The following is a 21049-nucleotide window of genomic DNA, read 5'->3' on the forward strand; positions in this document are numbered from 1 at the left end:
GCTCAGCTCAGCAGCTTGTTCAGCGCACCGGCCAGCTCGGGGGAGTTCGCCCCCCGCAGGTTCTGGTAGGTGCCGCCGGACAGTTGAGCCACCGCCTGCCAGGTGGCCCGGTCGGTGTCGGCGCCGAAGTCGATGACGTTGACGGCGACCGGGCGCTGCGGGTCGGTGTTCGACCGGATGAACTCCTGCAGCCCGGCGCCGTCCAGGGTGCGGTCGGTGTGCGGCCCGGCAGTGATAACCAGCACCGAATTAGCCTGCCCGGCAACATATCCGGACAGCGCCTGGTTGTAGACCAGGCGCAGCGTGGTGAACGAAACCGCGCCGCCGGAGGTCGAGCTCAGCGCGTCGAGTTCACTGGTCAGCGTCTCCACCCGTGCGGTGCCGTTCACCTGGTCGTCCAGCGGGCCGGCGGTGACCACGTTGCGACCCTCCGTGCCGTCGAAGGTCCACAGACCCACGGTGGCGTTCGGCGGCAGCGCCTTGATCCGCTGATCCAGGGCCGCGATGACGTGCGCCAACCGGGTCTTGCCGCCCTCGTCGGTGGTCATGGACTGATCGAGCATCAGGTTCACCGCCGAACGGCCCGGCAGCGTGGACAGTGCATTGGCCAGCGTGGCCCGCGTCTCGTCGTCGCCCACTGCCAAGATGTCCGAAATCGCAGGGAATCCCGTGACGTCGCTGGTCGGCGGTGTGACGCCTTCGACGCGGAATCCGGCCTTGGCCAGGTCGGCCAACTGGTCGGGTTTGCGGGCGAACCGGGCGAACTCGCTGGCGGCACTGACCTGCTCCTGGGACAGCCACGAGCCGGCGAGCAAGACGGTGGGGTAGTCGGCGACAGCCGCGGGCCCGGGTGGCAACCAGGAGGTGAGCATGCTCGACGCATCCGACAGCGACTGGCCCCGAGTGAACAACTGCTGCTCGGTGCTCACCACCGCGTGTACCGGTGCCCCGGCCGGATCTCCTTGACGCAGAAGGACGTTGAGTGCCTCGGCCAGTGAGTTGTCGGCCAGCTTCGGCTGCGCTGCGACCAGATTGCGCACCGCCCCGGCCCCCTCGGTGACGGGGGCGCCCTTGGGGGCGGTGGCAGCGGCCACAGCCTCCCCGGCCAGGAAAGCGGCATCCCCGTTGCCGCCGATCGGCAGCGCCAACCGCAGCGACCCCCAGCCGGCGAGACCGAGCCGGCCCAATCCGTCCGGATCGGCCTGCAGATCGGGCAGGCCAGCCCAGTTCTGCCGCTGCAGTGCGGTGTTCAGTTCGGGCCGGATCGCCAGCAGCACCGGCGACGTCACCAGGGAACGACTGTCGCTGACGGTCTCCGCGCCGGCCGAGGCCTGCAACCGGGCCGCCGAAACCGAGCTGCCCGGCACCCACAGCGCAGGGCGCTGGCCCAGCTGCGCCGGCCAGTCGCCGATGAACCCGGCCACCACGGCATCGGAATCCACCGGCTTGACCTGAACCGAGACGCAGCGGTCTCCCACCGGTTTCGCAGTCTTGTTGAAGCGGTCGGCGAAGCCCTGCAGGTGATCTGCGATCGACGGGTCGGCGACGACCGCGACCGTCACATCGCCATGAGCGCAGTTTCCGGCCGCGTCGGCGGAGCGATGCGACAACGAGTTGCCGAAGAAGCGCCACAGGATCACCGTGCCCACCAGGACGATCACCGTGACCAGTGCGGCGACCACGCCGACGCTGACGCCACGGCGTCCGTTGTTGTTGCGATGACGGCGCCACAGTTCGAGGTCGCGGTGGCCGCCGCGCGACTCCTCCCGTTCGGGCAGCGCGGCCTCGGCACCGCCTACTGCCGCGAAAGGCCCGGTGCGGTAACGCGACTCTTCATCGGGTTCAGTGCTACGACGCATGTACTGGGCGGGATCGGCGTCGTCGAACCCGGCATCGTCGTCATACAGCGAATCGTCATAACGTGCCTCGTCATAGCGCGCATCGTCATACTGCGAATCGTCGTAGAACGCGTCCTGATAGTCGTCGACGTAGTCGTCGTCGTCCGGGTCGCCGTCACCGAAGAGTTCACGCTGCGGCAGCTCGTCGTCGGAATCGTCCGGGCCGGGGAAACTGTGTCTACCCACGGTCGGACTCAGATACCCGCTCGGGCCTTGAACTCACGACGGCGCCGGTGCAGGATCGGCTCGGTGTAGCCGTTGGGCTGGGTGGTACCCGACAGGATCAACTCGCGTGCCGCGGCGAACGCGATGCTGGAATCGAAATCCGGTGCCATCGGCAGGTATTCGGGGTCACCGGCGTTCTGCCGGTCCACCGCCGGGGCCATCCGCTCCAGGCTGGACTGCACGTCGTCGGAGGTGATCACCCCGTGCCGCAGCCAGTTCGCCAGCAGCTGCGACGAGATCCGCAGCGTGGCACGGTCTTCCATCAGTGCGACATCGTGAATATCGGGGACCTTGGAGCAGCCCACGCCCTGATCGATCCAGCGCACCACGTAGCCGAGAATCGACTGACAGTTGTTGTCGACCTCCTCGCGGATCTCGTCGGGCGCCCAGGCCAGGCCCTCCGACAGCGGGATGGTCAACAGCGCATCGATTGTCGCGCGGCGCTTTCCGGCCAGCTCCTGCTGCACCTTCGACACATCGACCTGGTGGTAGTGCATCGCGTGCAGCGTGGCGGCGGTGGGCGAGGGAACCCACGCGGTGCTGGCACCGGCCCGCGGGTGGCCGATCTTCTGGGTGACCATGTCGGCCATCAGATCGGTCATCGCCCACATGCCCTTGCCGATCTGGGCGTGACCGGGAAGCCCGGTCGCCAGGCCCGCATCGACGTTGTTGTCCTCGTAGGCCAGGATCCACGGCTGGGACTTCATGGTGGCCTTGCGGACCATCGGCCCGGCCTCCATCGAGGTGTGGATCTCATCGCCGGTGCGGTCCAGGAAGCCGGTGTTGATGAACGCCACCCGGTCGGAGGCGGCCTTGATGCACGACCGCAGGTTGACGGTGGTGCGGCGCTCCTCGTCCATGATGCCGACCTTGAGGGTGGCCGGGGGCAGGCCCAGGACCTCTTCGACCCGGCCGAACAGCTCGCCGGTGAAGGCGACCTCGTCGGGACCGTGCATCTTGGGCTTGACGATGTAGATCGATCCGGTGCGACTGTTGACCAGTGGCCCGGTGTCGTCGGAGGCGCGCAGCCCGTGCATGCCGATCAGCCCGGTGAACAGGGCGTCCTGAATTCCTTCGGGCACTTCGCGATCCTCGGAGTCCAGGATCGCGTCATTGGTCATCAGGTGGCCCACATTGCGAACGAACATCAGACTGCGGCCCGGCAGGGTGAGCGTGCCCCCGTCAGGAGCGGTGAACTCACGGTCGGCGGCCAGGGTGCGGGTGAACGTCTTGTCGCCCTTGCGAACCTCTTCGGACAGATCACCGCGGTTCAGACCGAGCCAGTTGCGGTAACCGAGCACCTTGTCGTCGGCGTCGACCGCGGCCACCGAGTCCTCGAAGTCCATGATCGTGGTGACCGCCGACTCGAGCACCACGTCCTTGATGCCGGCGGCGTCGGTGGACCCGATCGGTGAGCTCGGGTCGATCACGATCTCCAGGTGCAGGCCGTGGTGGGCCAGCAGGACCGCCGACGGCGACCCGGCGTCGCCGGTGTAGCCGACGAACTCCGCCGGTGCGGCGACCGTGGTCGTCAGGCCGTCGCCCAGGGTGACCACCAGCGCGCCGTCTTCGATGGTCAGGCTCTTGACCTCGGTCCAGGCGCCGTTGGCCAGCGGCACGGAGTCGTCGAGGAACCGGCGGGCATAGGCGATCACCAGATCGCCGCGCACCGGGTTGTAACCGGAACCCTTCTCGGCGCCGTCGTCCTCGCTGATCACGTCGGTGCCGTACAGCGCGTCGTAGAGCGACCCCCACCGGGCATTGGCGGCGTTGAGTGCGAACCGGGCGTTGAGCACCGGCACCACCAGTTGCGGCCCGGCCTGCACCGCGATCTCGTCGTCGACACCGGAGGTGGTCACGGCGAATTCCGCCGGCTCGGGCACCAGGTAGCCGATCTCGGTGAGAAAGGCGTGGTAGGCCTCGGTGTCCAGGGGCTCGATCACCCGGTGCCGGTGCCACTTGTCGATCTGCGCCTGCAGCTCGTCACGACGGGCCAACAGTTCGGCGTTCTTGGGAGCCAGATCGGTGACGACCTTGTCCACGCCGGCCCAGAAGGTGTCCGGGTCCACGCCGGTTCCCGGCAACGCTTCGTCGGTGATGAAGTCGTAGAGCACGCGGGCCACCCGCAGATTGCCCACCGCCACCCGGTCCGCCATGTTTTCCTCCCTTGTAGCCGACCTACCACCTTACCGGCCGACGGCCGCTCTACTCGCATTCGGCGAACGTCAGCAGCAGGTCACACCGTTTCAGCAGGGCGGCTCGCAGCGGCTCGGCGCGGCGCATGATCGCCGTTTGACAGCGAACGTATTCGGCGCGGCCGGTGGCGTTTTCAACGGTGATGGGCGAATAGCCGCAGCCGATCAGGTCATACGGACTGGCCCGCATGTCGACTTCGCGGGCGGCCGCAGCCAACTCCAGGCAGTCCAACAGCAGCTCGGAGTCGATCAGCGGACCCAGCTTGTAGCACCACTTGTACAGATCCATGTTCGCGTGCAGGCAACCTGGCTGTTCCCAAGCGATTTGGGTTTCCCGGCTCGGTGTTCCGGCGTTGCGTGGCGTCGCCGCGGGGGTGAAGAACCGGAAGGCGTCGAAGTGCGTGCAGCGCAACGGTGTCGCCTCCACCACCGCATCGAGTTCGGTCGCGGACATCCGCAGCGGGACGTGGCCGTGGCGGACCTCGTCACCGCGATACAGCATCGCCCACTCGTGCAGACCGAAGCAGTTCAGCTGGGCCGGCCGGCCGGCGGTGGCCCGCAACAGTCCTGCGATGAAGCTCACGGTGTCGGTCCGCTCACGCAGAAAGTCCTCGGTGACCCTGACCTGCCCATCGGCCGCCTCGTAGCCGCGACGGCCGGCAAAGTCTCGCACTGCCGTCGCCCCCGACAAGGCCACGCCGAACCCCGGATTCCAATTCCGCAGCTGCCGTGGTCGCAGGCTGTAGTAGCTGAACAGGAACTTCGGCACCGGGTCCCCGGCGGCGATGCGCTGCAGATGCGGGGCGAGGAAGGTCTCCAGGCGCAGCCGGTAGGCGTCGGCCCGGGCCTGCCACTCCCGTGGCTTCAGCGGCGGTTCTGCCAGGTCAGACACGGTGTGTCCCGTCGCGGACGGTGCCGACGACGTCCTCGACCAGATCTTCGAGGGCCACCATGGCCACCACCGCGCCGTCGTCACCGAGCGCCAGGGCCAGATGGCTGTTGCTGCGCCGCAACGTCGACAAGGCGTCGGCCAGCGGCAGCGACGCGGGCATCCGGGGCAGCGGACGGACCGCGGCGATGTCGACCACGGAGTCGGGGCCGTCTCCCAGCGCCAGGACGTCCTTGATGTGCAGATAGCCCACGTAGGCGCCCCGGTCGACGACCGGGAACCGCGAGTAACCGGTTTGCGCGAAGGCCTGTTCGACGGCGGCCACCGTCGGCCCGCGGCCTACTGCGGCCGCCGGCACCGACCGGATGTCGGCGACCGGTACCGCCACGTCGGCCACCACCCGGGTGCGGATCTGCAGGGCGCGGGTCAAGCGGGTGTATTCCTCGAGATCCAAGAGCCCCGCCGACACCGACTCGGCGATCATCTCGCTGAGCTCGACGGTGGACACGGTGATCTCCAGCTCGTCTTTGGGCTGCACCCGTACCGCGCGCAGCGTGACACCGGCACACCAGTTGTAGAAGACGATGAACGGCCGGGCAGCCGCCATGTAGACCAGGTACGGCGGAATCAGCAGCATCGCCGCGGTCTCCGGGCCCGCCAGGGCGATGTTCTTGGGCACCATCTCGCCGAACAGCACATGCAATGTCACCACGATCGTCAACGCGACGATGAACGCCACGGTGTGCAGCAGCGCGTCCGGGATGCCCACCAGCCGGAACACCGGCTCGAGCAGGTCGGCGACGGCCGGCTCACCGATGCGGCCGAGCAGAATCGAGCACACTGTGACGCCCAGTTGCGCCCCGGCCAACATTCGCGACAGCTGCTCGCCGGCCCGGATCACCGTGACCGCGCTTTGCCTGCCCTGCTCGGCCAGAATCTCCAGCCGGTCCCGTCGCGCGGAGATCAGGGCGAACTCGGCGCCGACGAAGAAGGCATTCGCCGCGATCAGCAGCAGGGTCAACGCGAGGTTGAACAGGTCAGCCATCGCCCGCACCCAGTTGGGTGAGCACCAGCATGTCGATGCGCCGGCCGTCCATCCGCACCACCCGGGCCAGCCAGCGCGGCGGGTGCGCGGAGCGCTCGTCGGGCTCGAAGGCGGTCAGTTCGACGGTTTCCCCAGCTTCCGGAATGTGGCCGAGCTCCTGGAGGAGCAGCCCGCCGATGGTCTCGTAAGAGCCTTCCGGAGCGCGGTAGCCGGTGGCCTTGGCCACCTCGTCGATGCGCAGCAGACCCGACACCTGCCAGCCGCCGCCGGCGGCGACCACGTCCGGCGCGGCGTCGTCGTGCTCGTCGCGGACGTCGCCGACGATCTCCTCGATCAGATCCTCCATCGTGACCATGCCGGCGGTGCCGCCGTACTCGTCGACGACCAGGGCCGCCTGAAGGCCATTGGTCCGAATCTCTTCCATCACCGCGTCGCCGTCCAGCGTCGACGGCACCACCGCCACCGGTTCGGCGACGGTGGTGACCGGGGTGGTCGCCCGATCCGCGACCGCCACGGTGAAAACCTGCTTGACGTGGGCGATGCCGACGGTGGCGTCGAGGTCGCCGTCGACCACCGGGAACCGGGAGAACCCGGTGTCGATGGCTGCTGCGGCCAGGTCGGCGACCGTGTCGCCGGCCTGCAGGCTGACGATCTTGGAGCGCGGCGTCATCAGCTCCTCGGCGGTCAGGGCGCCGAACCGCAGCGACCCTTCGACCACCGCGGCGGTGCTCGGATCGAGCGCGCCGCTGCGCGCCGAATTGCGTACCAGCGACGCCAGCTCCCGCGGGGAGCGAGCCGAGGCCAGCCGGTCGGCGGGCTCGATGCCCAGACGCTTCAGGATCAGGTTCGCGGTCCCGTTGGTCAGCCTGATCGCGACCGTGAACAGCCGGGAGAACATCAGCTGCGGCCCGGCCGCCGCCCGAGCGGTTGGCAGCGGGCGCGCCACGGCCAGGTTCTTAGGCACCAGCTCGCCGAAGACCATGGACAGCGAGGTGGCGATCACCAGCGCCAGCAACAACGCCACGCCGGCGGCGGTTCGCTCGCCGAGCCCGACCGCCTCCAGGGCGGGACGCAGCCACCGGGCCAGCACCGGCTCGGCCAGATAGCCCGTGGCCAGCGTGGTGATGGAGATGCCCAACTGCGCGCCGGACAACTGAAACGACAGGGTCCGGTGCGCCCGTTGGATGTAGACGTCGCGGCGCCCACCGCGGCGGGCGTTGGCCTCGACCGCGCTGCGCTCCAGGGTGGTCAGCGAGAACTCGGCGGCGACGAACACCGCGGTGCCCAGTGTGAGCACCACGAACGCCAGCAGGGTGGCGACAGTGAGGGTCAGGCTCATCGGATGCTCATAGCCGCGCGTGTCTTACCAGCCGAAAGGCAGGGGATGGCCCTCGGCGAAACCGGCCGCGGACTGGACCCCCAAAACGGCGCGCTCGTGCAGGTCGACCAGATCGGCGGCGCCGACGTATGTGCAGGTGCTGCGGATACCGGAGGTGATGTGGTCCAGCAGGTCCTCGACTCCGCCGCGGTCGGGGTCCAGCGCCATCCGTGACGTCGAGATGCCTTCCTCGAACAGTGATTTGCGGGCGCGGTCGAATGCACTGTCGGCGAAGGTCCGCGCCGCCACCGCCCTCTTGGAGGCCATGCCGAAGCTCTCCTTGTAGGGCCGTCCGTCGTGGTCGACCATCAACTCGCCCGGGGATTCGTAGGTGCCGGCGAACCAGGAGCCGACCATGACGTTCGAGGCCCCCGCAGCCAGGGCCAGCGCGACGTCGCGGGGGTGGCGTACCCCGCCGTCGGCCCACACGTGGGCACCGTTCTCACGCGCCGCCGCGGCGCATTCCAGCACAGCGGAGAACTGCGGCCGGCCTACGCCGGTCATCATCCGGGTGGTGCACATGGCACCGGGTCCCACACCGACCTTGACGATGTCGGCCCCGGCGGCGATCAGGTCCCGGGTCCCCTCGGCCGATACGACGTTGCCGGCCACCAGCGGCACGCCGGGCCGCAGGGCGGCGACCGCGCGAATGGTCTCCAGCGCCTTCTCCTGGTGGCCGTGGGCGGTGTCGATCACCAGCACGTCCACCCCGGCCTCCAGCAGCGCGACCGCCCGGGTCGTCGCCTCGCCGGTGATGCCGACCGCGGCGGCGATGCGCAACCGGCCGTCTGCATCGGTGGCCGGGGTGTAGATCCCGGTGCGGATCGCGCCTTTGCGGGTCAACACCCCGGCCAGCGTCCCGTCGGGGTTGGTCAGCACCGCCAGGTCCACCGGAGCGTGCTCGAGCAGGTCGAACACCTTGCGGGCCTCGGTGCCGATCGGGACGCTGAGCAGGTCGGCCACCGCAACGTCGCGGACCCGGGTGAATCGGTCCACACCCTCGCAGCAGGCCCTGGTGACCAGGCCGGTCGGGCGGCCGTCCACGGCGACGACGGCCGCGCCGTGCGCGCGTTTGGGGATCAGCGCCATCGCATCGGCCACCGAGTCCTCGCCGGACAGCACCACCGGGGTGTCGGCAACCAGGTCACGGCTCTTGACGAAGGCCACTGTTCGCCGGGCGACATCGAGCGGCAGGTCCTGGGGGAGCACCACGATGCCCCCGCGCCGGGCCACCGTCTCGGCCATGCGCCGGCCGGCAACGGCGGTCATGTTGGCGACCACCACCGGAATCGTGGTTCCCGAGCCGTCACGGGTCGACAGGTCGACGTCGAGCCGCGACGAGACCGCCGAACGGCCGGGAATGATGAAGACGTCGTCGTAGGTCAGATCGTAGTTCTGCTCGTAACCGCCGGAGAATCTCATCCCGCGCCACGGTACCGCCAGCGCGCCGGTGAACACCACCTGCCGCGCGGGTGGCCGCGACACGTTGAAAATTGATCTTCCTCACAGCCATATCGTCCGGTAAGCTCATACCGTCGTTCAGGGGAGCACAGATGATGGTTAGCTGCGGCCGATCGAGTGAGATCCTCCAGGCCCGCGTCACGGCTCCCGGTATCGCGCGAACCGAGCTGATCGCCGGATGGCGATGCTACGAACTCGAAGGTTATCTGCAGCGTAAGTTGCACCGACCCTGGCGTCAGCGCGGCTCGTAGTCAACCTGCATGAATTGCCTTTTCCCTTAACGGAATTCGGATGGTTATGGGACTGTCGTCCGGATTTGCGCCACCTCGGGAGTCCCGACCGGATCGTCGGCAGCGGACGGGGTCCGGCGCGTCGGCGGGTGGCGTCTCATCCCTCGCGGGATCGATGCGGCCCGCTGTTGCGTCGCAGCCAGCCGGTTAACTGACCACGCTTCGTCGGCGCAACCAAAAACTTACAGATCACTGAGTGACGAACGCTCCGCCAGAGAGGTTTGCACCATGCAGTTACGCCAGATCATGTCGGTCACCGTCGGCGCCGCGCTGGCCGGCGGTATCGCCGCCGTCCCCGTTCCGACCGCTTCGGCCACATCGGCCACCCACGTCGGCGATATCGCGCTCACGGCGCAGGACGTCGTCATCGACTTCGTCCGGCACGCAGAAATGATCTCGCCGTACGAAAACATGCTCACCCCCTCCCCGGATCATCCCGGGGCTCCGCTCAGTGACCTCGGCCAGCAACAGGCGCACACCGTCGGCAACCAACTCTTCGACGCACTCGGCCCGGTTGCCGGCCTCTTCTCCGGGGAGGGTGTGCGGGTTACCGAGACCGCCGCGCCGTTCGCCGGCCTGGAGGGCATGACGCCGCAGATATTGCCCCAGCTCAACGAGGTCGACAGTGGCATCTACGCGCTCGACCCGATCGAAAGTCTCGGCGGCCGCATGGCCTTCATGACCGTCGCCGCGTGGGCGCTGGGGGCACCACTGGGATTGGCGCTGGTGCAGGGTCCGGGCTCGCACGACATCAACGGGGTGGTTCTCGACGAACGGTTCACCGACGGTGTTCAGACGATGTACGACCACGCGCTGGACAGCGGGGTGGTCAGCGACAACGGTCAGCTCACCGATGTGGCGTTCAGCAGCACGGCGTCAATTTTCGCCTGGGTGATGCAGAACGTCAAAAACCCCGATCTGCCCTTCTTCCTGAACCTCATCACCGAAGCGCGCAGTGTCCCGAACGGGGAGACGAGCATTTTCCTGCCCAACACCGCCGTCGTCGAAGTCAAGGGCAACCCCACCGACGGGTGGACGCTGGTCAGTTGGGACGGGCACGAGATCCCCGCCGATCCGGATCTGCTGACCGCGCTGTTCGTCGACGTGCGGGACGTGATGCTGCCGGCGCAAGCGGCGCTCTGGAACACCTGGGAGGCCGTCCTCGACGGCGATCAGACGAACATCATGAACGTGATTCAGGCCGGCTTCGAACAGTTCAGCTCGTCGCTGGCCGCGTTCCCCGGCGCGGTCTTCAGTGACATCGCCGACGCCCTCGGAAATCTCGGATAGGAGCTGGTCGCCATGAAGACGAACTCGACCTGGCCGGTGGCCGCAGGCATCGTCCTCGTCGGCGCCGGTGTCATCGGCACCCCGGCGCCCGCGCACGCCGACGTGGCGGTTCGCGATGCGATCCTGACCAGCGGCGAAGCTCAAGACATCGTGATCGACATCGTGCGGCACGGCCAGCGGATGCCGCCGTTCAACGACGTGATCACCCCGTCGCCGGACCATCCGGGGCCGCCGCTGAGTGACCTGGGCGTGCAACAGGCGCACGACATCGGGCAGAAGCTGTTCGACGAGCTCGGTCCGGTCTCGGGGATCTTCTCCGGCGAGGCGATCCGTGACATCGACACCGCCACGCCGTTCGCCGAGCTGGAGAACATGACGCCGCAGATCCTGTCCGGCCTCAACGAGATCGACAGCGGCATCTACGCCGGGCAGCCGATCGCCAGTCTGTCGGGCTTTCTCTACCAGTTCACGCCGATGCTGTGGACCCTGTTCGGATTGGTGCTGGTGCCGATCCCGGGCTCGGTCGAGGATCCCAACGGCGTGGTGATGAACCAGAACTTCACCGAAGCGGTCAACACGATGTACACCGCCGCGATGGCCAACCCGGTCGTCAGCGACAACGGCGACATCACCGCCGTGGCGTTCAACAACGAAGCCGACATCGCGGCCTGGGTGGCGCTGAACGTCAAGAATCCCGACATCTCACTGCTGCTGCCGCTGACGCTGCAGACGATGTTCGCCAACGACGACGGATCTCCGCTGTTGCCCAACACCGGCGTCGTGCAGATCGAGGGCAACCCCACCGACGGCTGGACCCTGGTCAGTTGGAACGGCGTCGCCGTCCCGGAAGATCCCGGACTGCTGACGAAGCTGATCATGGACGTGCGTGACCTGATCACCACGCCGCAGGTCGCCGGCTGGAACCTCTACCAGGCGCTGCTCGGCGGCGATCCGACCGCGATCGACGATGCGCTGCAGACCGGCCTGCAAGACATCGCCTCGACGTTCCTGGGCTTCCCGCAGGCGGTGTTCACCGACATCACCGACGCATTGTCCAACCTCGGTGCCGGCGACGAGACCGGCTCGGCCCTGGGTGATCTGCTGGCCTGGATATGACGGTAGACCTGCCGCCCAGTGTGCGTGACTGGCGCGACCGTGGCCGGTGGATTTCAACCACCGCGGGCCGGGTGTTCGTTCGGTCGAGTGCCGGCGACGGGCCGAGGATCGTTCTACTGCACGGGTTTCCGTCGTGTTCCTACGACTTCCGGTCGGTGGTGTCGCGGCTGGCCGGTCGGTCCTGGCTGACGATGGACTTTCTCGGCTTCGGCCTGTCCGACAAGCCGCGGCCGCATCGCTACAGCCTGTTGGAGCAGGCGGATCTGGTGCAGGAAGTGGTGGCCTCGACAGGCGCGGGCCCGGTGGTGCTGGCCGCCCACGACATGGGCACCTCGGTGACCACCGAGCTGCTGGCCCGCGACATCGACGGCACGCTGCCGTTCGATCTGCGCAGCGCCGTGCTGTCCAACGGCAGTGTGATCCTGGAGCGGGCCAGCCTGCGGCCCATTCAGAAGGTGCTGCGCAGTCCGCTCGGCCCGGTGGCGGCCCGGTTGACGAACCGGAGCAGTTTCGAGCGCAGCTTCGGCCGGTTGTTCAGTCCGCAGCATCCGCTGTCGCGGGAGGAGGCGGCCGCCCAATGGGCGTTGCTGACCAACAACGGCGGCCATCGGATCGCGCATCTGCTCTCGGCCTACCTCGACGAGCGGGTGCGCTACGCCGGCCGCTGGCATGGCGCGGTGCGCGACTGGCCCAAACCGCTGGGCTTCGTATGGGGCCTGGGCGATCCGGTGGCCACCACCAACGTGCTCGACGGTCTGCGGGAGCTGCGCCCGGCCGCCGACGTCGTCGAACTGCCCGGGCTAGGGCACTATCCGCAGGTGGAGGATCCACAGGCCTTCACCGAGGCGGTGCGCAGCCTGTTGGTCTAGACGGGGACTTCGCTGCGGTCCGCGCTCCACAGCGTGTGGAACTTGCCGGGTGTGTCCACCCGCCCGTAGCTGTGGGCGCCGAAGAAGTCGCGCTGGGCCTGGGTCAGGGCCGCCGGGAGTCGTTCGGTGCGCAGACCGTCGTAGTAGGCCAGCGCCGAGGAGAAGCCAGGAGCGGGGATGCCCAGGCCGACCGCGGTCATCACCACTCGCCGCCAGGAGTCGATGGCCGCCTCCACCGCGCTGCGGAAATACGGCGCGGCCAGCAGACTGACCAGATCGGGGGAGGTGTCGAAGGCCTCTTTGATGCGGTTGAGGAACTTCGCACGGATGATGCAGCCACCACGCCAGATGGTCGCCAGGTCACCGGGGGTGACGTTCCAGCCGTATTCGGCACTGCCGGCCTGGATCTGGTTGAAACCCTGTGCGTAGGCGACGATCTTGGAGGCATACAGCGCCTGACGGACATCCTCGGTGAACCGGGCCGCGTCGTCGGGCCGCGCGCCCAGAACTCCGGCGGCCAGACCGGCCGCGGCGCGGCGCTGGGGCACCGAGCCCGACAGTGCGCGGGCGAACACCGCCTCGGCGATGCCGGTGACCGGAACACCAAGGTCCAGTGCGGATTTGACCGTCCAGCGTCCCGTGCCCTTCTGTTCCGCCTCGTCGACGATCACATCCACCAGCGGCTTGCCGGTCTTGGCGTCGACCTGGCGCAGCACCTCGGCGGTGATCTCGACCAGGTAGGAGTCCAGCTCACCGGTGTTCCACTGGGTGAACACCTCGGCGATCTGCGGGGCGGCGAGCCCGACCGCGTCGCGCAGCAGCTGGTAGGCCTCGCCGATCAGCTGCATGTCGGAGTATTCGATGCCGTTGTGCACCATCTTCACGAAGTGCCCGGCGCCGTCTGGGCCGATGTGGGTGCAGCACGGCACCCCGTCGACGTGGGCGGAGATCTCTTCGAGCAGCGGGCCCAGCGACTCGTAGGACTTCTTCGGGCCACCCGGCATGATCGACGGCCCGTTGAGCGCGCCCTCCTCGCCACCGGAGATGCCGGCGCCTACGAAATGCAGCCCGCGGGCGGCCATCGCCTTCTCTCGACGGATGGTATCGGTGTAGAGCGCGTTGCCGCCGTCGATGATGATGTCGCCGGGCTCCATCGCGTCGGCCAGGTCGTTGATGACGGCGTCGGTGGCCGCGCCGGCCTGCACCATGATCAGCACTCGGCGTGGCTTCTCAAGTGCGGCAAGGAATTCCGGGATCGACTCGGTGCGTACGAACGACCCTTCGGAGCCGTACGCGCTCAGCAGTGCGTCGGTTTTGGCGATCGAGCGGTTGTGCAGTGCCACGGTGTAGCCGTGCCGGGCGAAGTTGCGCGCGATGTTGGACCCCATCACGGCCAGACCGGTCACGCCGATCTGGGCGGTGCCGACAACTTCCGACGCGCTCATACATTCGCCTTTCAGTAGGTAGATCGGTTGCGCGGCACGCCGGGCGGCGTGGGTTACCCCGCGAAAAGTCGATGTAGTTCGGTCAGCCACGGTACCGCCAGCGCGATAGTGGGGACCGTGAGCACCCCGGCGGCGGCGGCGTAGGCGGCGGCGGCCACCGCGCGACTGTTGCCCCCGCCGGACAGACGCTGCACCCGCAGCACCGTGTTGGGGCCGCCGGCGGCCAACGCACCGACGGGGGTGGTGGCCGATGCGCACGTCACCAGGGCACGGGCCAGGGGAGGAGCGCCAGCGATCCGCACGGCGGCGTCATCGGCCAGCAGCTCGACCAGCAGCCGAACCGCATCCAGGGCGTTGCGGCTGCGCACGAACCGCGGAAACGCGGTGTGCACCGCGGTGAACGCCTCGAGCACCAGATCGTGGCGGGCACGCAGGTGGGCCCGCTCATGGCCGAGCAGCGCCGCCAGCTCGGCGTCGCCCAGTGCCTGCAGAGCCCCCGAACTCAACACCACCCGGCTGCGCACGCCGGGCAGGCAGTAGGCCAGCGGCTCCATCACCTGCAGAACCCGTAGGCCGCCGGTCCGCACCGTCGAGACCGCGTCGGCGATGCTGACCAGGTCGACGAGCATCCGGTGGCGGGCCCTCCGCTGTCGGGTGCCCACGGCGACCTGCAGCACCGCCACCGTGAGACGCAGACCGAGCAGCAGGGTCAGCGCCGAGACCGCGGTGTAGAAGCTCCACAGCGGCCAGCCCAGGCGGTCGATGGAGCCGAGGATGGTGGTGGTGGGCCGCCCGTCCGGGCCCGGCACCAGCAGGCGGCTGGCGGTCGCGACTCCGGCGCTGAATGCCGACAGCACGGCGGCTATCGCAATGGCCTGCCAGAGCACCACCGCGGCCCGCGGAGCACGCAACGGCCAGTCTGCGCGCGCCAGCAGGGCCGGCACCGGCCCTACGAGCAGCAGAGCGAGGATGGTGAAGGCCAGCGCGGACACGCGGCAAGTCTCCCTCAGGACGTGCGTCGACTGCCAATCGAGACATCGACGCGGTGTTTGGCTTCCAGTTCGTCGAGCGCGCGGCGCAGTGCCTCGGCCTCATCCAGGCCGACACGTTCGACGAAGTGCACCAGAGCGGCCCTGCGGTCACCGGAGTCGGCGGCCTGATCCAAGGCCTCGACCATCAGCCCGGCGACCAGCTCGTCGCGGCCGCGGACCGGTGCGTAGCGGTGCGCACGGTCATCCCGGATCTGCGATACCAGGTTCTTCTTGGCCAGCCGCTGCAGGACAGTCATCACCGTGGTGTAGGCCAGGTCGCGCCGCGCCGACAGCGCTTCGTGGACCTGACGCACGGTCTGGGATTCCGGGGCGGACCACAGATGGTCCATCACCGCCCGCTCCAAATCCCCTAGGTGGGTCTGCTTGGACATGTCCTGATCAACTCCCCTGGGCAATGCCGCAAGCCTACTCCCAATTACTACGGACTGTCGTATCGCCGGCTGTGGGTCTGCTGCGGCGCCGGTGAGCCGTCGTGTAGAACCATGAGATGCCCGCCTCCGACTCGACACCGATACCCATCGCACCGTTCGACCACGGCATTGGCCTGGCCTTCACCGAGATCAGCCCGGACGGTGCGCGCGCAAGCCTGGAGCTGACACCCAAGCTGCACCAGCCCGCGGGCATCGTGCACGGCGGTGTGTACTGCACCATCGTCGAGAGCGTGGCGAGCGTCTCCGCGCACACCTGGCTTACCCAGAACGGCGACCCGGGCGCCACGGTGGTGGGGGTCAACAACAACACCGATTTCCTGCGGGCGGTCTCATCGGGAACGGTGTTCGCCGCGGCCACCCCGATTCACCGAGGCCGCCGTCAGCAGCTGTGGCTGGTGACCATCACCGACGCCGACCAGCGGATGATCGCCCGCGGCCAGGTCCGGTTGCAGAACCTGTCGGGCTGAGCGGCTCCGCCGCGCTTGCGACCGCCGCTAGCTGATCGCGCGTTCGACGCCGCGCTGGGCCTCGGCGGCCAGCACCTCGAGCTGTTCGAGGCGGGTCCGGGCGAAGGCCTGCTGCTCGGTGATCGTGAGCTGCCCGCGCCGGGTGCTCAGGAACGTCACGTTCCAGGACAGCAGGGTGCTGATCTTGTTCTTGAATCCGACCAGGTACACCAAGTGCAGCACCAGCCATGCCAGCCAGGCCAGGAAGCCGCTGAACTCCAGCGGGCCGATCTTGGTGACCGCGGAGAATCGCGACACCGTGGCCATCGAGCCCTTGTCCAGGTACTGGAACGGTTCGCGGTCGACCGGGTCGGCGCCGCCGAGTTCGGCCTTGATAGTGCTGGCCGCGTGCTTGGCGCCCTGGATGGCGCCCTGGGCCATACCCGGGACTCCGTCAACGGCCGCCATGTCGCCCACTACGAAGACGTTCGGGTGGCCCGGGACGGACAGGTCGGGCAGAACCTTGACCCGCCCGGCCCGGTCGAGTTCGACGGCGGACTGCTCGGCGAGGTCGCGGCCCAGCGGGCTGGCCGAGACGCCTGCGGACCACACCTTGCACTGGGATTCGATGCGCCGGGTGGTGCCGTCGGCGTCCTTGACAGTCAGGCCGTTGCGGTCGACATCGGTGACCATGGCGCCCAGCTGGATCTCCACGCCCATCTTCTGCAGCCGCTCGGAAGCTTTGATGCCCAGTTTCTCGCCCATCGGCGGCAGGACGGCCGGGGCGGCGTCGAGCAGGATGACCCGCGCCTTGGTCGAATCGATGTTGCGGAACGCGCCCTTGAGCGTGTAGTTGGCCAACTCGGCGATCTGCCCGGCCATCTCGACGCCGGTGGGGCCCGCGCCGACCACCGTGAACGTCAGCAGCTTCTCGCGGCGCGCGGCGTCGCTGGAACGTTCGGCCTGCTCGAACGCGCTCAGAATGCGGCCGCGCAGTTCGAGGGCGTCGTCGATGGTCTTCATGCCGGGCGCGAACTCGGCGAACTGGTCGTTGCCGAAGTAGGACTGGCCCGCGCCGGCGGCGATGATCAGGCTGTCGTACGGGGTGTTGTAGGTGTGGCCGAGCACCTCGGAGGTGACGAATTGTCCGGCCAGGTCGATGCCGGTGACGTCGCCCAGGAGGACCTGCGCGTTGCGCTGATTGCGCAGCACCACGCGGGTGGACGGTGCGATCTCGCCTTCGGAGAGAATCCCGGTCGCCACCTGATAAAGCAGGGGCTGGAACAGGTGGTGGGTGGTGCGGGCGATCAGCTTGACATCCACATCAGCCCGCTTGAGCTTTTTGGCCGCGGTCAGACCACCGAATCCAGAGCCGATAATGACGACCTGGTGGCGTCGGTTCGGTTGCGCAGTGATTTCAGGCTGGGCACTCATGGGAATCGGGTTGCTCCTCAACGGCGACTGCGTTCACAGATACGCTAGTCGACCCGCTCGGCGGTCACCGCATTCGTTGGTTGTGGGATTAACCACTCCCTGCCTGTTGAGGTGGCGGTCAGGCGAATTGAGCCAGTGCGCCGTGGCTGACATGCAGGGTCTGGCCGGTGATGTGCCGGGCCGACGGTGTGGTCAAAAACACTGCCAGGCGCGCGATCTCGGCGGCAACCGTCGGCCGGGTGCTGACAAGACCGTCGTAACCCGGGCGGATGCCGGCGCCGGCCGCGACCACGTTGACGGTGATCCCGCGGGTCCCGAACGCGGTTGCCTGCCCGGCGGTCCAGTTCGACAGGGCGGCCTTGATGGCCGCGTCGGGTCCGCCCTCGTCCGGGCACTCCGGCATCACCGAGATGACCGAGCCACCGGACCGCAGGTGGTCGCCGACGGTCGCGAGCGTGAGCACCGCCGAGAGCACCGTGGAGTCCAGTGCACTGCGCCACGCGGAGGCCTGGTCGGCCAGCGTGTAGGCGCGCGGGTCTCCGCCGTGCCAGCGCGGCGCCGGGACGTTGACGATGGTGTCCAGGTGCTGTGGGAAGAGGCTGCGGGCCTGTTGCAGGCTCGCCGGGTCGGAGTTGTCGCACACGACTGCGTTAGCGTCGAGTTCCTTGGCGGCGATCTCGAGTTCCGGGCCGCGCATACCCGCCAGGGTCACGGTATGTCCGGCCTCGGTGAAGCCTTCTGCGACCGCACGACCCAGTTCGGTGTCACCACCTGTGACCAGCACATCCATCGGTCGAACCTCCTCGTGTTCGCAGCTATGTTACTGGACAGTAGCCGATTTGTGGGCACCGGGCGCGCCGGACAGCGCAGCTCACTTCGATAGTGTGCGACCCATGTGGCGGACCCGGGCGGTAATCGGTGCGGTGGTGGGCGTTCTGGCGGCCGGCCTGGTGGGCTGTAGTTCGGCACCCCAAACGCCGACCATCACGGTGTTCGCGGCCGCGTCGTTGAAACCGGCGTTCACCGAGATCGCCCAGCGATTCAGCACCGACCACCCGGGCATGTCCGTGGATTTCAATTTCGCCGGTTCCTCGGATCTGGCCACCCAGCTGACCCAGGGCGCGGGTGCGGACGTGTTCGCCTCGGCCAACACCACGCAGATGGACAAGGTCGCCCAGGCCGGCCTGCTCGACGGTCCCGCGGTGCCGTTCGCCACCAACACGCTGGTGATCGTCACCCGGCCCGGAAACCCGGACGCGGTGCACTCTTTCGCCGATCTGACCCGGCCCGGACTCGTCGTGGTGGTCTGCCAACCGCCGGTGCCGTGCGGAGCCGCCACCCGCAAGGTGGCGGACAGTCTCGGAGTCACGCTGGAGCCGCTCAGTGAGGAATCCGACGTCACCGACGTGCTCAACAAGGTCATCACCGGCCAGGCCGATGCCGGTGTGGTCTATCGCACCGACGCGATCAACGCCGGCGACAAGGTCACCACCGTCGAGTTCCCCCAATCCGCCGAGGCCGTCAACACCTACCCGATAGCGCTGATCAAGGACGCACCGCAGGCCGGACCGGCCCGCGACTTCGTCGACCTGGTCACCGGCGAAGCGGGCCAGAAGGTGTTGGACGCGGCCGGCTTCGGTAAGCCCTGATCGCCAGTGGCGAACCGGCCCACCGACTTGCCGGGCTGGGTGTATGTGCCCGCCTCGATCGGCGCCGCTTTCGTGGTCCTGCCGCTGGTGGGCATCGCGGTCAAGGTTGACTGGCCGCATTTCTGGTCGCTGATCAGCAGTCCGTCGGCGACGACCGCTCTGGGGTTGAGTCTGCGGACCGCCGCGGCCAGCACCGCGCTGTGTGTGCTGCTCGGGGTACCGATGGCGATGGTGCTGGCGCGAAGTCACGCGAAGGTGGTGCAGGTGCTGCGTCCCCTGGTGCTGCTGCCGCTGGTACTGCCGCCGGTGGTGGGCGGCATCGCGCTGCTGTACGCCTTCGGCAGGATGGGCCTGCTGGGTCGTTACCTGGATGCGGCCGGGGTCCACATCGCCTTCACCACCACCGCGGTGGTGCTGGCTCAGACATTCGTGTCGTTGCCGTTTCTGGTGATCGCGCTGGAAGGTGCGGCCCGTACCGTCGGCGCCGACTACGAGGTGGTGGCCGCAACCCTGGGCGCGCGGCCGAGCACGGTGTGGTGGCGGGTCAGCCTGCCGCTGCTGTGGCCCGGGCTGATCTCGGGTGCGGTCCTGGCGTTCGCGCGGTCGTTGGGGGAGTTCGGGGCGACGCTCACCTTCGCCGGCTCCCGGGAGGGAGTTACCCGGACGTTGCCGCTGGCCATCTACCTGCAGCGGGTGACCGATGCCGACGCCGCGGCCGCGATGTCCCTGCTGCTGGTGGCCGTGGCCGCGATCGTGGTGTTGGGTCTGGGTGCCCGACGGCTGGCCGGCGTGCGGTGAACACCATGGCGCAGCGGCTGACATTGCACGCCGTGGTGGCTGAGCGCGGCCTGGACATCCGGCTTACCGTCGAACCGGGAGAAGTGCTGGCCGTGCTGGGCCCCAACGGCGCCGGTAAATCCACCCTGCTGCACGTGATCGCCGGTCTGCTGCTGCCCGACGAGGGCAGCGTGCGGGTCGGTGACCGGGTGCTGACCGACACCGGTGCCGGCGTGCAGGTGGCCACCCGGGATCGTCGGGTGGGGCTGCTGTTGCAGGAGCCCCTGCTGTTCCCGCACCTGAGCGTGGCGGCCAACGTGGCGTTCGGGCCGCACAGCCGGCGGCGCCGTCGTCTCGGCGAGCTGCGGCGGCCGCCGGCCCGTGCGATCGCGCAGCCCTGGTTGCGTGCGGTGGCCGCCGAGGAACTGGCCGACCGCAAGCCGCGCCGGCTCTCCGGCGGCCAAGCGCAGCGGGTCGCCATAGCCCGGGCATTGGCCGCCGAGCCGGACGTGTTGCTGCTCGACGAACCGCTGGCCGGGCTCGACGTCGGATCGGCGGCCACGGTACGCACGGTGCTGCGCGACGTCGTCGCCACCACGCGCCGCACGACGGTGCTGGTCACCCACGACCTGCTGGATGTGTTTGCGCTGGCCGACCAGGTCGTGGTGATCGAGGCCGGCCGGGTCGCCGAGATCGGCAGCACCGCCGAGGTTTTGGCCGCACCGCGCAGCGGGTTCGGGGCGTTGCTGGCCGGCCTCAATCTGGTGTCCGGGGTGCTTGATGACGCCGGCGTTCTGCGCACCGACTGGGGGGACAGTTGGCAGGGCAGCGCCGATGCCGAGCTGGCCGCAGGTTGTCGCGCGGTCGCGATCTTCCTGCCCAAAGCGGTGGCGGTGTACCCGGAACCGCCGTCGTCGGGCAGTCCGCGCAACCTGGTCCGGGTCACGGTGGCCGAAGTGGACGCCCGCGGCCGGGTGATTCAGATACGCGGGACCGAACAGCCGGACGGGTCACCGGGCCTGCTCGCCGACATCACTGCGGACGCCGCGGCTGAGCTGCGGCTGACACCCGGGCAGACAGTCTGGTTCGGGGTCAAAGCGCAGGAAGTGACCCTGCGCGCGACACACCCCGAGGCGCGGTAGCTTGCGCCTTGCGGGCC

At 68.5% G+C, this 21049-nt stretch carries 17 protein-coding genes and 1 pseudogene; 7 read left to right on the top strand and 11 right to left on the bottom strand.

Annotation, left to right across the window (positions count from 1 at the left end):
- Positions 1–2 precede the first annotated feature (2 nt).
- Genes K6T84_RS13200 through K6T84_RS13225 form a run of 6 tightly spaced genes read right to left on the bottom strand, consistent with a single transcriptional unit; the run spans position 3 to position 9052 of the window.
- Positions 3–2084: a vWA domain-containing protein gene (locus K6T84_RS13200; protein WP_225399537.1), complete on the bottom strand. Its 2082-nt coding sequence runs from the start codon at positions 2082–2084 to the stop codon at positions 3–5.
- A gap of 8 nt (positions 2085–2092) precedes the next feature.
- A complete protein-coding gene (locus K6T84_RS13205) occupies positions 2093–4279 on the bottom strand; it encodes a malate synthase G (RefSeq protein ID WP_224865589.1) in 2187 nt (728 codons plus the stop codon).
- 49 nt (positions 4280–4328) lie between these two features.
- A complete protein-coding gene (locus K6T84_RS13210) occupies positions 4329–5210 on the bottom strand; it encodes a 3-methyladenine DNA glycosylase (RefSeq protein WP_225401862.1) in 882 nt (293 codons plus the stop codon).
- Positions 5203–6252, bottom strand: coding sequence for a hemolysin family protein (locus tag K6T84_RS13215; protein WP_224865591.1), 1050 nt, complete (start codon positions 6250–6252; stop codon positions 5203–5205). The genes K6T84_RS13210 and K6T84_RS13215 overlap by 8 nt, the downstream gene beginning before the upstream one ends.
- On the bottom strand, positions 6245–7591 hold the full coding sequence (locus tag K6T84_RS13220; protein WP_224865592.1) for a hemolysin family protein: 1347 nt from the start codon (positions 7589–7591) through the stop codon (positions 6245–6247). The genes K6T84_RS13215 and K6T84_RS13220 overlap by 8 nt, the downstream gene beginning before the upstream one ends.
- A gap of 24 nt (positions 7592–7615) precedes the next feature.
- Positions 7616–9052 carry a GuaB1 family IMP dehydrogenase-related protein gene (locus tag K6T84_RS13225; protein ID WP_224865779.1) on the bottom strand — a complete coding sequence of 479 codons (1437 nt, stop codon included), beginning with the start codon at positions 9050–9052 and terminating at the stop codon, positions 7616–7618.
- A 557-nt stretch (positions 9053–9609) separates the two neighbouring features.
- Between K6T84_RS13225 and K6T84_RS13230 the strand changes: the two genes are divergently transcribed.
- From K6T84_RS13230 to K6T84_RS13240, 3 genes are read left to right on the top strand one after another with little or no spacing between them, the layout of a single operon-like run.
- Entirely contained in the window at positions 9610–10671 is a 1062-nt protein-coding gene (locus K6T84_RS13230) for a histidine phosphatase family protein (protein ID WP_224865593.1), read from the top strand.
- A gap of 12 nt (positions 10672–10683) precedes the next feature.
- Positions 10684–11787, top strand: a complete 1104-nt coding sequence (locus K6T84_RS13235; protein ID WP_224865594.1) for a histidine phosphatase family protein — start codon at positions 10684–10686, stop codon at positions 11785–11787.
- The gene (locus tag K6T84_RS13240) at positions 11784–12656 is read left to right on the top strand and encodes an alpha/beta fold hydrolase (protein WP_224865595.1); all 873 of its coding nucleotides are present in this window, start codon (positions 11784–11786) and stop codon (positions 12654–12656) included. The genes K6T84_RS13235 and K6T84_RS13240 overlap by 4 nt, the downstream gene beginning before the upstream one ends.
- Here K6T84_RS13240 and gnd read toward each other — a convergent pair.
- From gnd to K6T84_RS13255, 3 genes are read right to left on the bottom strand one after another with little or no spacing between them, the layout of a single operon-like run.
- Positions 12653–14101 (bottom strand): NADP-dependent phosphogluconate dehydrogenase, encoded by a 1449-nt coding sequence (gene gnd, locus K6T84_RS13245; protein ID WP_224865596.1) that lies wholly within the window; start codon positions 14099–14101, stop codon positions 12653–12655. The two genes, K6T84_RS13240 and gnd, sit on opposite strands and share 4 nt — an antisense overlap.
- Positions 14102–14154: 53 nt before the next feature.
- On the bottom strand, positions 14155–15093 hold the full coding sequence (locus tag K6T84_RS13250; RefSeq protein WP_224865597.1) for a M56 family metallopeptidase: 939 nt from the start codon (positions 15091–15093) through the stop codon (positions 14155–14157).
- A 14-nt stretch (positions 15094–15107) separates the two neighbouring features.
- The gene (locus K6T84_RS13255; RefSeq protein ID WP_224865598.1) at positions 15108–15524 is read right to left on the bottom strand and encodes a BlaI/MecI/CopY family transcriptional regulator; all 417 of its coding nucleotides are present in this window, start codon (positions 15522–15524) and stop codon (positions 15108–15110) included.
- Between the two features lie 116 nt (positions 15525–15640).
- Here K6T84_RS13255 and K6T84_RS13260 point away from each other — a divergent pair, with 116 nt between their 5' ends.
- Positions 15641–16051: a PaaI family thioesterase gene (locus K6T84_RS13260; protein ID WP_224860119.1), complete on the top strand. Its 411-nt coding sequence runs from the start codon at positions 15641–15643 to the stop codon at positions 16049–16051.
- Between the two features lie 26 nt (positions 16052–16077).
- Here K6T84_RS13260 and K6T84_RS13265 read toward each other — a convergent pair.
- Together K6T84_RS13265 and K6T84_RS13270 are read right to left on the bottom strand one after the other, a co-directional pair.
- Positions 16078–17464 (bottom strand): annotated as a pseudogene (locus K6T84_RS13265) (NAD(P)/FAD-dependent oxidoreductase); the annotation flags it as partial.
- Positions 17465–17582: 118 nt separating this feature from the next.
- Positions 17583–18254 (bottom strand): SDR family oxidoreductase, encoded by a 672-nt coding sequence (locus K6T84_RS13270; RefSeq protein WP_224860121.1) that lies wholly within the window; start codon positions 18252–18254, stop codon positions 17583–17585.
- A 103-nt stretch (positions 18255–18357) separates the two neighbouring features.
- On the opposite strand from K6T84_RS13270, the gene modA reads away from it, so the two are divergent.
- From modA to K6T84_RS13285, 3 genes are read left to right on the top strand one after another with little or no spacing between them, the layout of a single operon-like run.
- Complete coding sequence (gene modA / locus K6T84_RS13275; protein ID WP_225401863.1) at positions 18358–19113, top strand: molybdate ABC transporter substrate-binding protein; 756 nt, start codon at positions 18358–18360, stop codon at positions 19111–19113.
- Between the two features lie 6 nt (positions 19114–19119).
- Entirely contained in the window at positions 19120–19911 is a 792-nt protein-coding gene (locus K6T84_RS13280) for an ABC transporter permease (RefSeq protein WP_225401864.1), read from the top strand.
- Positions 19912–19916: 5 nt separating this feature from the next.
- Positions 19917–21032 carry a sulfate/molybdate ABC transporter ATP-binding protein gene (locus K6T84_RS13285; protein WP_224860124.1) on the top strand — a complete coding sequence of 372 codons (1116 nt, stop codon included), beginning with the start codon at positions 19917–19919 and terminating at the stop codon, positions 21030–21032.
- Positions 21033–21049: the final 17 nt, after the last annotated feature.

Source organism: Mycobacterium zoologicum, assembly GCF_020181635.2.
In the GTDB taxonomy this organism is placed as follows: Bacteria; Actinomycetota; Actinomycetes; order Mycobacteriales; family Mycobacteriaceae; genus Mycobacterium; species Mycobacterium zoologicum.